The organism is Synechococcus sp. Cruz CV12-2-Slac-r, assembly GCF_024346075.1.
Taxonomy (GTDB): Bacteria; Cyanobacteriota; Cyanobacteriia; order PCC-6307; family Cyanobiaceae; genus Synechococcus_D.
Genome location: NZ_JAGQEK010000037.1, coordinates 1 through 14,008, shown reverse-complemented (window position 1 = coordinate 14,008; position 14,008 = coordinate 1). Strand labels below are relative to the sequence as shown.

Here is a 14,008-nt window from a genome sequence, read left to right as displayed (position 1 = left end):
GAGATCAGGGCCGCTGAAGACCCTGAATTTGAAACCTTCTACACAAAGAATATTCTTTTGAATGAAGGTTTAAGAGCCTGGATGGCACCAGCCGACCAGCCCCATGAAAATTTCATCTTCCCAGAAGAGGTTCTGCCACGTGGAAACGCCCTTTGATTCTTCGCTGGTCTCCGGCGGTAATGACCAACCATCAACCGGCTATGCCTGGTGGTCTGGAAATGCCCGGCTGATCAATCTTTCTGGGCGCCTCCTTGGCGCCCACGTAGCTCACGCCGGTTTAATGGTGTTCTGGGCTGGCGCAATGATGCTTTTCGAGGTGAGTCATTTCACCTTCGATAAGCCAATGTATGAACAGGGTTTGATCCTCTTTCCCCATGTGGCAACCCTCGGTTATGGCGTGGGTCCTGGTGGTGAAGTAACCAATCTTTATCCCTTCTTTGTTGTTGGGGTATTGCATTTAATCAGCTCTGCGGTGCTCGGTTTGGGTGGTTTGTATCACGCAATTCGCGGCCCTGAAGTTTTAGAAAATTATTCCGCCTTCTTTTCTCAAGATTGGCGCGATAAGAACCAAATGACAAACATCATTGGTTATCACCTAATTCTTTTGGGAGTTGGTGCATTGCTATTGGTGTTTAAGGCAATGTTCTTTGGCGGCGTCTACGACACCTGGGCACCAGGTGGTGGTGATGTGCGTCTAATTACAAATCCAACCCTTAGCCCTGGAGTGATCTTTGGCTACCTAACCAGAGCACCATTTGGCGGTGAAGGTTGGATCATCGGTGTTAATTCCATGGAAGACATCATCGGTGGCCACATCTGGATCGGTCTTATTTGCATCTTTGGTGGGATTTGGCATGTGATCACCAAGCCTTTCGGTTGGGTGCGTCGTGCCTTCATTTGGAATGGTGAGGCTTACCTCAGCTATAGCCTCGGCGCATTGAGCTTCATGAGCTTTATCGCTTCTGCTTACATCTGGTTTAACAACACCGCCTACCCATCTGAGTTCTACGGCCCCACCAACGCGGAATCTTCCCAAGCACAAAGCTTCACCTTCCTGGTGCGTGACCAACGCCTCGGCGCAAACATTGGCTCTGCCATGGGTCCCACTGGTTTGGGTAAGTATTTGATGCGCTCACCAACCGGAGAGATCATCTTTGGTGGCGAAACTATGCGTTTCTGGGATTTCCGCGGCCCTTGGCTCGAGCCCCTACGGGGCCCTAATGGCCTGAGCCTAGATAAGTTGCAAAATGATATTCAACCCTGGCAAGTTCGCCGGGCAGCTGAATATATGACCCATGCACCAAATGCGTCATTGAATTCAGTTGGCGGGATTATTACCGAACCAAACTCGGTAAATTTCGTTAACATCCGTCAGTGGCTTGCATCCGTACAATTCATACTGGCTTTCTTCTTCCTTGTTGGCCATCTTTGGCATGCTGGCCGCTCTAGAGCTGCAGCTGCTGGATTTGAGAAGGGAATTGATCGCAAGGCAGAGCCAACTTTGGCAATGCCTGATCTTGATTAATTTAGTTAATCTGATTTATTAAATCTGATTTATTAAATCTAAATTAGTACTAATTAACCCCTGTTTTACAGGGGTTTTTTATTAGCTCAGGTTTTTATTAGCTATTGATTGAATGATGCTAAATTCAACCAGCTGCGAAGCAGCGGTAAACTGAGGCCAATTACATTACTAATACAGCCTTCTATACGTTCAATCATTAATCCGCCGCGACCTTCCATAGCAAAACAGCCAGCGCATTGCAACGGTTCACCAGTTGCTACATAGGCAATAATTTCAGCTTCTGTTACTGCTGAAAATTGCACCTTAGTGCTAACAATTGCCCTCTGTTCTCCGCCGCCATTCGGCAGCCAACAATGGCCCGTATGCAACATCCCCCAGCCACCGGCCATGCAACGCCAACGCTGAATGGCATCAGCTGCATCTTTTGGTTTACCAAATATCTCCCCTTTAAATTCAAACATTGAATCGCAGGCCAAAATACCAAGGCCAGGGAAATTTAGCGGGTTTTCATTTAACAGTTTTTCATTTAACAGAATTTGTTGCACTGCTTTGGCTTTTGCTGCTGCGAGTTCTTGCACCAATTGCAGAGGGTTTGGATTTTGGATCGCATCTTCATCCACCCCGCTTACTTGAACGCGATGCGGTATTGCAGCCTGCTCCAGCAGCCGACGGCGGGAGGGGGACGCAGATGCGAGTAGCAGTTCCATCAACAGGATTGTTTAGGGTTGATTTATGCAAAGCAGTTCTAATTCCAGCTGTAGCTCCCATTCCTTAGCGCGTGCGGCAGAAGCATTGCGCTGCCTACCTTTACGGCGTTTTTTTTATGAACTCGCTGCGGCTGAACCGCTAAGCAGCCAGCAGGTGTGCGCAAATGCCAGCTGTTACCAAAATCCACTTACAACTGATGCCGCAGAAGATATCTTTTGCTGGCTAATTAAACTTGGCGTATTACGGCGAGAAGTGGATGGTCAGGGGCTTACCCATCGGGTGCGCTTAACCCCTATGGGTACCCAATTACTTAACCAGTGGCCAGCTGAAATTCCCTCAGCAACAAAATTACGCCGCTTACGCCATTGGGTTAGGCGCCATTGGCCGCGGCTTTGAGCAGTTCAGCCTGTAGCATTAATGTGCTACTCCCATGGGCGCAATAACAATGGAAGTTACCCTGCGTAGATCTGGTGGATCTGTGAGCGCAACCATCCCAAGTGAAATGGCACGTAGATTTCATCTCGCTCCAGGAGATCGAATCGAAGCCATTGAAACCGAGCAAGGAATTTTACTCTCGCCTTTCAATCCAACCCTGCAAGAGGCACTGGCCCTCGCCTCAGAAGCGGCTCGTTCATATCAACCAGCCCTTCGCCAATTAGCTCAATGAACCTGCCTTCAGAGCCCCGTTGGGTACCTGAAGCAGCTGTGATTGCAATTCATCATCAACAAATTCTGGAGCACGGGGGGCTGCAAGGAATGCGCTCAGATTCAGCCTTGTGTTCAGCCCTAGCCCGCCCAAAGCAGCGTTGGAGTTTTGGAGAATTAGCTTCAATCCCCCTAATTGCAGCTGCCTATGCAGAAGCGATTGTTGCGGGGCATCCATTTAGCGATGGCAACAAAAGAACCGGTTTTTTGGTTGCAGTTGTGTTTCTTGGCCTCAACGGCTTTGCTTTTAAAGCTTCCAATGCAGCAGTAGTTCTAAAAATTCAGCAATTGGCTGGAGGATTGCTGGATTGGCCTGAATTAGAGGCCTGGTTTATTGCCAGCAGCGTTGCTAAGTAATGAAAACCGTTAATAAATTCGCCCCCTTGATGGTGCTTGGCACCAGTAGTGGGGCTGGAAAATCATTAATGACCACTGCCCTTTGCCGGCTCTTGCAGCGTGCTGGCGAACAGCCAGTGCCCTTTAAGGGGCAAAACATGAGCAATAACGCTTGGGTAGATCAAAGCGGAGGCGAGATGGCCTATTCCCAGGCATTGCAAGCCTGGGCTGCAGGTTTAGAGCCTCATCACAGCATGAATCCAGTGCTGCTAAAACCACAAGGCGACAGCACCAGTGAATTAATCCATATGGGGCAATCGGTGGGGCTAGCCCGCGCCGAGCACTATTACCGCGATTGGTTTAAACCGGGCTGGGCTGCAATTCGCAGCGGCCTTAGCCATCTGGAAACCGCATTGCCAAGCGGCAGGCTGGTGCTGGAGGGGGCTGGCAGCCCTGTGGAAGTAAATCTGCAATCCCGTGATCTAACAAATTTGCGCTTGGCCCAATTTCTACGGGCCCGTTGCATCTTGGTGGCAGATATTGAACGGGGTGGAGTATTTGCTCAGTTGGTTGGCACCTTGGGCTTATTACGAACGGTGGAGCGGCCACTGATTCGTGGGCTACTGATCAACCGTTTTCGCGGCCGCCGCGAACTTTTTGATGAAGGCCGCCGCTGGCTTGAGCAAAACACCGGGATTCCTGTATTAGGGGTGATGCCTTGGCTTGATGAACTATTTCCGCCAGAAGATTCACTTGATCTCCTAGAGCGAGGTAAACGCAAAGCAAGCGCCGAAATTGAAATTGTGGTGATTAAGTTGCCGTCGCTTAGTAATTTTTCTGATCTGGATCCTTTAGAAGCTGAACCAAGCGTGCAGCTGCGATGGCTTACGCCGGGTGAACCGTTAGGAAATCCAGCAGCTGTTATCTTGCCCGGCAGCAAACAAACCATGACTGATTTAAAGCAACTGCAAAAAAGTAATATTGCAGCTGAATTACGTAATTATGTAAATAATGGCGGCCATATATTTGGTATTTGTGGTGGCATGCAAATGCTGGGGAAGCGCTTGAATGATCCTGATGCTTTAGAAGGTAAAGATATTAATAATTCATCCCAGGGTGGCCTGGATTTACTGCCGCTTAACACTGATTACGGCTGCATTAAAGCATTGCAACAACGTTGCAGTAATGCCCTATGGCCGAGGGGGGGAATACAGATTGAAGGTTTTGAACTTCATCGCGGCAGCAGCAGTTCTATTTGCACAGAAGCTGAGCCGATATTCCCGATAGCAAGCGATCCAGATTTGGGCTATTGGTTGCCCTATGGCAGCTTTGGCGGTGTGGTAGCAGGCACCTATTTGCATGGAATATTTGAAAATGGAATTTGGCGGCGTTGCTGGTTAAATCAACTACGCAAACGTAAAGGCTTGGCTTTATTAAGTGAACAACAAGCGCACCACCGCAAGCAACGAGACCAATTGCTTGATCGCCTTGCTGATGCCTTTGAAGCCCATGTAAATATTGAACCTTTACTTAGGCCTTAAATGACTGCTATTCCAAATAAAAAGATTGCAATCACAATCCGATGGCCCAACGGCTTGATAAGCCAAGCAAAGCCGGGAGACGATTGGTTGGTATTGGCAAGAGCAGCTAAAAACCCAATCCCCACAGGGTGTCTTGGCGGCAGCTGCGGGGCCTGTGAAATAGAAGTTAATGGAAAGGTGATCAGGGCTTGCATCAGCTCAGTTGCCATTGATAGCAGCAACTGCCTGCAGGTAGAATTCGCTAATGATCCCCATTGGTAAATTCATAATTAGCTACTTCAAATGCCAGTTTCCAATTGAATTAAGCCTCCCCCCAATAACACTTCCCCGGCGTAAAACACCGCCGCCTGGCCAGGGGTAATTGAAAATTGCTCCTCCTTAAATTGCAATTGGCAAGAGCTATCAGATAGCGGGGTGAGTATCGCTAATTCAGGCGCACTGCGATAACGCACTTGCACTTCAACTTCAAAAGCTTCTAATGGCGCAGCAATCGAAACCCAATTAAGCGCCGCCACCGTGCAAAAACTACGGCCCGCATCTTTACGGCAGGCCACCACCACCTGATTCATCGCAGCATCAAGCCGCACTACATGCAACGGCTCGCTCCATGCCACCCCCAGGCCCTTGCGTTGGCCGATTGTGAAATGCTCAATGCCATCGTGTTTACCCACCACCGTGCCATCAGCAAGCACGATTTGACCCGGCCGCTCTGGCAGGTAGGCATCAAGAAAAGCTTTCATCGAGCCGTGGTGATCAGCTAGGCATAAATCCTGGCTTTCAGCTTTTGTAGCAGTGCGTAAGCCCAAACGGCTGGCCTCCTGCCTTGTATCTATTTTGGTGAGTTCGCCAAGGGGGAAAACCAAACTTGAAAGGATTGCTTGCGGTAGATCGTATAAAAAATAACTTTGATCTTTATGGCTATCTAAGCCTCTAAGTAACTGGGTGCGGCCGTTGCTGCAATAACGCAAGCGGGCGTAATGACCGGTAGCTAAGCGCTTAAGCCCCCGTTCTTTTTCAGCCCAAGCGAGCATCGGGCCAAATTTCACCGCACGATTACAACGGGAACAAGGCAATGGCGTAAGCCCTGCAACATAGTTTTCCAGTAAAAATTCAACTATTTCCTTTTTAAAAACTTCGCGTGAATCCACCACGTGATGGGGAACCGCAAGGGATTCACAAAGGGCTGCAGCATCAACTAACCCCTCAGCGCAGCAGGCACCTTTGCCACTCATAAGCCACAGGGTGAGGCCTTCCACCCGCCAGCCGGCCGCCTGCAACAGCGCAGCGGTGAGGGAACTATCAACACCACCTGAAAGGCCAACGGCAATCGCTTTTTCACCAGGAAAGCTACGCAAACGCTCAAGTGCTGCCACCACAGCAGGCGATGGAGTTGCAAAAGGAGCAACAAAAGTGCTGGGTGATGAAGCTGTCATGCAGCTGAAAAGCCCATTTGTGTTGATTTTCCCTTGCAAATCTAAAAGGTTACTGAAAACACCTCCTTAAACCAAAAAAGCGTAGGAGTCTTGCTGCCAACCAAGGAACTTCTCAATGACTGCCACCTCGCTCTCAGTTGCAGAGAGCAGCCGCAAAAGGGGCAACGACCCCATCAGCTGGTATCTGGCAAGCATCGGCAGGGTTCCACTACTTACACCTGCGGAAGAAATTGAGTTGGGCAATCAGGTGCAAACCATGATGCTGCTGCTCGAAAAGGGAGAAGAAAACTTCACCATCCACGAAAAAAAGCTTGTGCGGGTGGGTCGCCGTTCAAAAGAGCGGATGATGAAGGCAAACCTGCGTTTGGTGGTGAGTGTTGCCAAAAAATATCAAGGCAAAGGCATGGAGTTGCTGGATCTAATCCAGGAGGGTTCTTTAGGCCTTGAAAGAGCGGTTGAGAAATTTGATCCCACCCGCGGCTACAAATTTTCCACCTATGCGTTTTGGTGGATTCGCCAAAGCATGACCCGCGCCATCGCTTGTCAATCCCGCACCATCCGGCTGCCGGTGCATCTCAGCGAAAGACTTGCAATTGTGCGCAGAGTAACGATGGATCTAGCCCATAAATTAGGTGCAATGCCTAACCGCAGAGAGATTGCAGAAGAGATGCAGATTGAAGTGGAGGAGCTAGACGGCTTGCTGCGTCAATCCCTTACCACCTCCAGCCTGGATGCCCCCATTAGCGGTGATGAAGGCCGTAGTTTTCTTGGCGATTTAATAGCTGATACCCGCCAAGAAGAACCCCTCGATGCGGTGGAAAGGCGCATGCATCACGAACAGTTGGGTCGTTGGCTCAACTACCTCACCGATCAGGAAAGGCAGGTATTGGAGTTGCGTTTTGGCCTATCCGGCGAACAAAGGCACACCCTTGCTGAAATCGGCAGGCTGCTGGAAGTATCTAGAGAAAGAGTGCGTCAGGTGGAATTAAAAGCCTTGCGTAAACTTCGCAATCTCACCCGCAAAGTGCCATCTCAGCTTTAAATTGATAGGCTGATTAATACTTAATCTTCTGCCCAGATATAACGCGTTAGTTCATTTGGATCGGGCTCTGGAGCGGCTAGAGCAAATTCCACGGCATCTCTTACCTCGTTATCAATTTCTTGATCGATATCTGCTAAATCAGCGGCACTGGCTAGGCCTTGCTGCTGCATAAAGGCTGAAAATTGCTTAATCGGATCTCGATTAGTCCAAAACGCCTTTTCTTCTGGATCCCGCAATTCATCTGGATCCGCCAAGGAATGGCCGCGGAAACGATATGTGAGGCATTCCAACAAAGTGGGACCCTCTCCAGCCCGGGCACGCTCAAGCGCCCTTTGCGTTGCAGCGCGCACAGCCAATACGTCCATACCATCCACCTCTTCTCCGGCCATGCCAAATGCACTGGCTTTACGCCAAATCTCGGTATCACTAGTGGCACGATGATGGGCCATTCCGATTGCCCATTTGTTGTTTTCCACCACAAATAAGATCGGTAATTTCCACAAAGAAGCCATATTTAGGCATTCATAAAATTGACCGATATTGCAGGTGCCATCACCAAAAAAAGCAGCCGTAACAGCATTGCTAGTGCTATCACCTAAAGCATCGCGCTTATACCTACTTGTGAAGGCAGCGCCAAGGGCTACCGGAATGCCTTCACCAATAAAGGCATAGCCACCAAGAAGGTGGTGTTCCTTTGAAAAAAGGTGCATTGATCCACCTCTACCTTTGCTGCAACCGGTTTCTTTACCAAATAATTCACTCATCACCTCCCGAGCAGGCACCCCTGCGCTGAGGGCATGAACGTGATCGCGATAGGTGCTACAAAACCAGTCGTGCTGCTTTTTCATCGCCTTAATTACGCCGGTTGCAATCGCTTCTTGGCCGTTATATAAGTGCACAAAACCAAACATCTTGCCGCGGTAATACATTTCCGCGCATTTATCTTCAAATCTGCGGCCCAGCACCATATCGCGGTAGAGCATCAAACCCTCTTCCCGCTTCAGCTCTGCACCGAGCGCCGTTGGGGTGGAGCCTGCGGCGGCAGCGGTTTCGCTGGTCATGGCACCCTGGCCCCATTAAAAAACAAACTTTACCGTTGAACCAACGTAAACTTCGAGCCTCTTAAAGCATCCAGCACTTGGAGCTACTCCTAGACCATTTTCGTTTGCTGGGAGTAAGCCCCGTAGTTGCCAGTGATGGCGTATTGCGCACCCTGCAACAACGCTTAGATCGCCCCCCTGGCCCAGGCTTTAGCCAAGAGGGCCTTACTGCTCGCGCTGAGTTATTGGAACTAAGTGCAAATCTTTTAGCGGATGAAGTTCGGCGTCAAAACTATGAACGCTTAGTTACCGAACAAACAAACGAAAGCGCCGGCATTTTTCCAGCTCTTGATATTCCCTCCAATTTGGAGGTGGGCGGCTTAATTCTATTAATGGAATCAGGCCAAGCAATTGAAGCTTTTGAAGGGGCCCGCAAGGCCCTGCAGCCGCCTCAGGCACCAGCGCTCGGCAGCAGCAGGGAACTAGATCTCTCGCTACTTGCCGCCTTGGCTTGCCAGCAGGGGGGCAGTGAACGGAAACACGAACGCCATTACGAAACAGCAGCTCTGTTGCTGCAACAAGGAATCCAGTTACTGCAACGCATGGGGCAGCAACTTGAACGGCGTTTAGCGCTTGAAGCGGATCTTCAAGCCTTACTGCCCTATCGGGTGCTCGATCTATTGAGTAGACCCCTCACGGAAAGCCTCCAGCGGGAGCTGGGTTTGGAGTTGTTGCAGGAATTGATCAATCGCCGCGGTGGGCTTGATGGTGAATTGGATCCCAGTTTCTCCCAGGAAGCTTTCCAGGCTTTTTTCCAACAAATACGTAATTTTCTAACTGTTCAAGAACAGATTGATTTGTTCTTAAAAATGGCTGAAGCCGGTTCGGTTACAGCTGATTTTCTTAGTGCCTATGCCCTCACCGCCTCTGGATTTGCGCAACGCAAACCAGAACGGATTGAAGCGGCTTTAGAACGATTAAAAACCCTCCATGAAGTGGGGGTGGAGCCAGAAATTGCCTGTTTGCAATTGCTTCTTGGTAATACAAAAGCAGCGGAATTGCATTTCCAACGCGGTAGCGACCCTGAATTGGAACATTGGGCTAAGGAACAAGGTGATGATCCCTTAGCTGGTGTTTGCGCTTATTGCCGCGATTGGCTGGAGCGGCAGGTTTTGGCTTGCTACCGCGACCTAGAAGCAGATCCTGACCTTGAAGCATATTTCGCTGATCGCGATGTGCAGGCCTATGTGGAGCGCAGCGATCGCCGTCGCCTGCATGGCCTTGAGCCGCAACATGAGCCCATCACTAATTTTGAATTCATACCAACCCCCAGTGCTGATGAACTGGAAGAACTCTTAGATAATCCCGCCGCTGAAATTCAACAATTACCCCAACTAAATCTTCAGGAACGTGTGCAGCAGGCCAAAACCTGGTGGGAAACTCGCCGCTGGAGCCGCAATCAACGCTGGTTAGCCATTGGCCTTGCCATGGTTGCCACAAGCGCAATCGGTTTAAACCTCGGACGCAAACAAGAGCAAGCTCCAGTTATTCCGCAAGAAGCTCTGCTTCTGCCACCGCCACCGGTTGCTGTCTTGCCAAGCGCAGAACAATTGCCAAACCCGGAAAAGTTGCCAAACACGGAAGAATCACCAAACCCAGAACAAGCAACCCGTGAGGTGCTTGAGCAATGGCTAAAGGCAAAAGCTGATCTGCTAGCAGGTGGCAATGATCAAGCAACCTTAAGCAAACTAGCTTCCGCCAAACTCGTTAATAATGTTGTTGATAATCGTGCTGCCGATGCAAGCCAGGGCCTTAGCCAACGGGTATCCGCCAAAATTGAAAAATTCAATGTTGTAAGTAACAGCCCAATTCGCCTCGAAGCGCAAGTTGAGATTCTGTACTCAGAAGATTTGCTTGACGCAAAGGGCAAGGCTTTAAAACAAGATGCCGCCATTACCCTAAATAACACCTACGTGTTTGTTCGCCCAGATCCGAAGCAGGCGTGGCAGCTGGCGGATTTTCGTTCTAGTAATTGAGGAGCTAATTGATGTTTGAAGAACTTTCCCAGCGCTTTGAAGATGCCGTTCGCGGTTTGCGCGGCCAAGGGGCCATCAGCGAAAACAACGTAGATGCCGCACTAAAAAGCGTTAGGCGTGCACTGATTGAAGCTGATGTGAGCCTGCAGGTGGTGCAGGATTTTGTTGCTGATGTGCGCAGCAAAGCCCTTGGCGCTGAGGTGGTGCGCGGTATCAGCCCCGACCAACAATTTATCAAGTTGGTGCACAACGAATTAGTAGAGGTGATGGGGGGTGCGAATGCGCCTCTGGCTCAAGCAGCAACAAAACCAACAGTTGTTTTAATGGCAGGCCTGCAGGGGGCAGGTAAAACAACAGCTACAGCGAAATTGGGGCTACATCTAAAAGAACAGGGCCGTAAGGCATTGCTGGTGGCGGCCGATGTGTACAGGGCTGCCGCCATCGAGCAGTTACAAACCTTGGGGCGGCAAATCGATGTGGAGGTATTCAGCCTTGGGGCTGATCAAAAACCAGAAGATATTGCTGCTGCAGGGGTTGCCTATGGCCGCGAGCAGGGTTTTGACACGGTTGTTGTAGATACCGCCGGCAGGCTCCAAATCGATACGGCGATGATGGCTGAGATGGTGCGGATCCGCACTGCCGTAACACCGGATGAAGTGTTGCTGGTGGTGGATTCAATGATCGGCCAAGAGGCGGCTGAACTCACACGCGCTTTCCATAACCAGGTGGGTCTTACTGGTGCTGTGCTCACAAAACTGGATGGCGATAGCCGCGGTGGCGCCGCTTTATCGATTCGCAAGGTGAGTGGTGCACCGATCAAATTCATCGGCACCGGTGAAAAAGTAGAAGCTCTACAACCTTTCCATCCAGAGCGGATGGCTAGCCGCATCCTTGGCATGGGCGACGTTCTCACCTTGGTGGAAAGGGCGCAAAAGGAAGTGGAAATTGCCGATGTGGAAAAGATGCAGCGCAAGCTGCAAGAAGCCTCATTTGATTTTTCCGATTTCGTTCAACAAATGCGCTTAATCAAACGCATGGGCTCCCTAGGGGGGTTGATGAAAATGATTCCAGGCATGAACAAAATCGACGATGGCATGCTCAAGCAAGGGGAAGCCCAGCTCAAACGAATCGAAGCAATGATCGGCTCGATGACGCAACAAGAAAGAGAAAATCCCGATCTTTTAGCCTCTCAACCCTCTCGTCGCAAGCGCATCGCGGTGGGTAGCGGCCATAAACCCGCAGAGATGGATAAGGTGCTTGCCGATTTCCAAAAGATGAGGGGCTTCATGCAACAGATGAGCCGAGGCGGCGGAATGCCCGGAATGCCCGGAATGCCGGGAATGCCCGCTATGCCCGGTATGCCAAATATGGGAGGGCAAAAAGCACCAGGGAAACCAGTAAAGGCCTATAAACCAGAAAAAAAACGCAAAGGCTTCGGCCAGCTCTAACCTCCACCAGTTATGGTGGATGATCCATGTTTACGCCCACTTAGTCACGATGATCAAGCTCCGCCTGAAGCGTTTCGGTAAAAAGAGGGAAACGAGCTTCCGGATCGTGGCTTGCAATAGCACCAGCCGCCGAGACGGACGTCCGCTCGAGGAACTGGGTTTTTACAATCCGCGCACCAATGAAACCCGCCTTGATACAGAGGGCTTGCGTCGCCGCTTAGATCAAGGCGCCCAACCATCAGACACCGTAAGGGGACTGCTGGAAAAAGGCGGAATGATTACAAAAACTATTCGCGCTGCTGAAACCGTTGGTAAAGCAAAACAAGCTGCTGCCCGTGAAGCAGAGCTAAAGGCAGCAGCGAAAGCAGCAGCAGAAGCAAAAGCGGCTGAACTTGCCGCCGCAGAAGCCGCAAAAGCAGAAGCTGCCGCCGCAGAAGCCGCAGAATCAGAAACATCAGCAGAAGCTGCTCCAGAAGAAGCCTGACACCTTCTCCCATGGAAGGGCAGGAGCGCAAACGCTTCGCGATTGATCTACCAAATCAAGCAGCTGCTTTATCCCTTGCCGGCGAAGCAGAAGCAAATCTGCGTCGCATCAGCGAATTAACCGGTGCCCAATTGGTACTAAGGGGTTTGCAGCTCCACATAGATGGCAAGGCGCAACAACTTGAGCAGGCAGCTGCAGTAGTTGAATTGCTTAGGCCCCAATGGATTGAAGGTGAATTCATTAGCGCCGCCGATTTAAATACCAATCTTCAGGCTCTAGCAAGCGGTAGAGGAGCTGAACAACGCCAATTAAGCCAGCAGGTATTAGCCCGCAGCCAAAGTGGCAAATTACTAAGACCACGCACTTTGCGGCAGCGCAATTATGTGGAGGCGATGCAAAACCATGAACTCACCTTGGCGCTTGGCCCTGCAGGCACTGGTAAAACTTTTTTAGCGGTAGTGCAGGCGGTGCGCTGCCTGCAGGAAAGAAGAGTGGAGCGCATAGTGCTTACAAGGCCAGCTGTAGAAACAGCAGTAGATCCCCACCTGCGACCTCTCTACGACGCATTTCATAGTTTGCTCAGCCCAGAACGCACCACTGCATTAATAGATAAAGGTGTTATTGAGGTGGCTCCTTTGGCCTACATGCAAGGGCGCACACTGGCTGATGCATTCATCATCCTTGATGAAGCCCAAAACACCACCTGCGCCCAGATGCAAATGCTGCTCACCCGCCTTGGTGAAAATTCACGCATGGTGGTGGCTGGTGATCCAAGCCAAGTAGATCTTCCCCATGGCCAAGATAGTGGCCTTGTGGAAGCGGCAAAACTACTGGAAAACCAAGAAGGAATTGCAATTTGCACCCTTACTGCAGCAGATGTGGTGCGCCACCCTTTGGTGCTGGAAATAGTGGAGGTATACGCCAATAAGCGGCGGTGATCCGCACACCAATAGGTGTCAAAAGCCCCTTAAGGCTGGCAGCATATAAAGGTAATTAATCAGGAAGTGCCATGCCGGCCAGCAGTAATTTCAGAGAAGCGATCCGGGATGCTCAAAGCAGCGCCCTTGTGGGTCCCAATGTTGTAAATCGCGCCTTGCCCTATGTGGGCGGCGGCATGGTGCTCACCTCCGTTGGAGTGCTTGGCGGTATTGCAAGCCTTGGCACACTTGGAGCGGCGGCCTTTCAAGGCCTATCTCTGGTGGCAATAATTCCATGGCTTATTTTATTTTTTGTTGCTCAAAATGCTGCAAATAAGGCAAATAACAGCACGGCTTTGCCGCTACTGGCAACTTTTAGTTTACTTACAGGTTTTACGTTAACTGGACTAATTCTTCAGGCAGTTGCAGTTGCTGGGGCCGCATCAATTGGAATTGCTGCCCTAGCAACTGGGATTACTTTTGTTTTGGCGTCCATATTTGGAAGACGCATGAGCGAAAGCGTCGGCCAAGCGCTCAGCGCTGTAGTTGGTCTCGGGATGTTTGGTCTTTTGATTGCAATGGTTGGGGTTTTTATTGCCAGTATTTTCGTAGGTCCAAGCATCTTTGCTGGAACCAACCTTTTAATTGCCGGCTTTGGCACAGTCTTATTTGTTGGTATGGCATTTGTAGATTTCTACACAATGCCCCGCACCTATAACGACGACCAATATTTGGCTGGCGCCCTTGGCATGTATCTCACCTTTATCAACTTATTTATCTTTATCCTGCGCCT

Annotated in this window: 15 protein-coding genes and 1 pseudogene; 13 read left to right on the top strand and 3 right to left on the bottom strand. The window is 50.3% G+C overall.

Annotated elements, in window-relative coordinates:
• Positions 1–156: pseudogene (locus KB557_RS04885) on the top strand (photosystem II D2 protein (photosystem q(a) protein)); the annotation flags it as partial.
• Positions 140–1,525 carry a photosystem II reaction center protein CP43 gene (gene psbC / locus KB557_RS04880; protein ID WP_255131830.1) on the top strand — a complete coding sequence of 462 codons (1,386 nt, stop codon included), beginning with the start codon at positions 140–142 and terminating at the stop codon, positions 1,523–1,525. The pseudogene KB557_RS04885 and the gene psbC, both read left to right, overlap by 17 nt.
• Before the next feature lie 101 nt (positions 1,526–1,626).
• Here the strand turns inward: psbC and KB557_RS04875 are convergent, their stop codons facing one another.
• Entirely contained in the window at positions 1,627–2,232 is a 606-nt protein-coding gene (locus tag KB557_RS04875; RefSeq protein WP_255131828.1) for a nucleoside triphosphate pyrophosphatase, read from the bottom strand.
• A gap of 25 nt (positions 2,233–2,257) precedes the next feature.
• On the opposite strand from KB557_RS04875, the gene KB557_RS04870 reads away from it, so the two are divergent.
• From KB557_RS04870 to KB557_RS04850, 5 genes are read left to right on the top strand one after another with little or no spacing between them, the layout of a single operon-like run.
• On the top strand, positions 2,258–2,629 hold the full coding sequence (locus tag KB557_RS04870; protein ID WP_255131826.1) for an Npun_F0494 family protein: 372 nt from the start codon (positions 2,258–2,260) through the stop codon (positions 2,627–2,629).
• A gap of 34 nt (positions 2,630–2,663) precedes the next feature.
• The gene (locus KB557_RS04865) at positions 2,664–2,900 is read left to right on the top strand and encodes an AbrB/MazE/SpoVT family DNA-binding domain-containing protein (protein ID WP_106501076.1); all 237 of its coding nucleotides are present in this window, start codon (positions 2,664–2,666) and stop codon (positions 2,898–2,900) included.
• Positions 2,897–3,295, top strand: a complete 399-nt coding sequence (locus KB557_RS04860) for a type II toxin-antitoxin system death-on-curing family toxin (protein ID WP_255131824.1) — start codon at positions 2,897–2,899, stop codon at positions 3,293–3,295. Before KB557_RS04865 ends, KB557_RS04860 begins: the two co-directional genes overlap by 4 nt.
• Before the next feature lie 29 nt (positions 3,296–3,324).
• Positions 3,325–4,815, top strand: coding sequence for a cobyric acid synthase (locus KB557_RS04855; protein ID WP_255131832.1), 1,491 nt, complete (start codon positions 3,325–3,327; stop codon positions 4,813–4,815).
• On the top strand, positions 4,816–5,076 hold the full coding sequence (locus KB557_RS04850) for a 2Fe-2S iron-sulfur cluster-binding protein (RefSeq protein ID WP_255131822.1): 261 nt from the start codon (positions 4,816–4,818) through the stop codon (positions 5,074–5,076). It begins immediately after the preceding gene.
• 17 nt (positions 5,077–5,093) lie between these two features.
• On the opposite strand, the gene mnmA is transcribed toward KB557_RS04850, so the two are convergent.
• Positions 5,094–6,248 carry a tRNA 2-thiouridine(34) synthase MnmA gene (mnmA, locus tag KB557_RS04845; protein WP_255131820.1) on the bottom strand — a complete coding sequence of 385 codons (1,155 nt, stop codon included), beginning with the start codon at positions 6,246–6,248 and terminating at the stop codon, positions 5,094–5,096.
• A gap of 115 nt (positions 6,249–6,363) precedes the next feature.
• Between mnmA and KB557_RS04840 the strand changes: the two genes are divergently transcribed.
• Positions 6,364–7,290, top strand: coding sequence for a sigma-70 family RNA polymerase sigma factor (locus KB557_RS04840; RefSeq protein ID WP_255131818.1), 927 nt, complete (start codon positions 6,364–6,366; stop codon positions 7,288–7,290).
• Between the two features lie 20 nt (positions 7,291–7,310).
• On the opposite strand, the gene pdhA is transcribed toward KB557_RS04840, so the two are convergent.
• The gene (pdhA, locus tag KB557_RS04835; protein WP_255131816.1) at positions 7,311–8,351 is read right to left on the bottom strand and encodes a pyruvate dehydrogenase (acetyl-transferring) E1 component subunit alpha; all 1,041 of its coding nucleotides are present in this window, start codon (positions 8,349–8,351) and stop codon (positions 7,311–7,313) included.
• 77 nt (positions 8,352–8,428) lie between these two features.
• Here pdhA and KB557_RS04830 point away from each other — a divergent pair, with 77 nt between their 5' ends.
• From KB557_RS04830 to KB557_RS04810, 5 genes are all read left to right on the top strand, one after another.
• A complete protein-coding gene (locus KB557_RS04830; protein WP_255131814.1) occupies positions 8,429–10,366 on the top strand; it encodes an IMS domain-containing protein in 1,938 nt (645 codons plus the stop codon).
• A gap of 11 nt (positions 10,367–10,377) precedes the next feature.
• Complete coding sequence (gene ffh / locus KB557_RS04825) at positions 10,378–11,814, top strand: signal recognition particle protein (RefSeq protein ID WP_255131812.1); 1,437 nt, start codon at positions 10,378–10,380, stop codon at positions 11,812–11,814.
• Between the two features lie 49 nt (positions 11,815–11,863).
• On the top strand, positions 11,864–12,298 hold the full coding sequence (rpsP, locus tag KB557_RS04820; protein ID WP_255131810.1) for a 30S ribosomal protein S16: 435 nt from the start codon (positions 11,864–11,866) through the stop codon (positions 12,296–12,298).
• An 11-nt stretch (positions 12,299–12,309) separates the two neighbouring features.
• On the top strand, positions 12,310–13,236 hold the full coding sequence (locus tag KB557_RS04815; protein ID WP_255131808.1) for a PhoH family protein: 927 nt from the start codon (positions 12,310–12,312) through the stop codon (positions 13,234–13,236).
• Between the two features lie 71 nt (positions 13,237–13,307).
• The coding region (locus tag KB557_RS04810) for a Bax inhibitor-1 family protein (RefSeq protein WP_255131806.1) at positions 13,308–14,008 on the top strand (701 nt) is incomplete at its 3' end.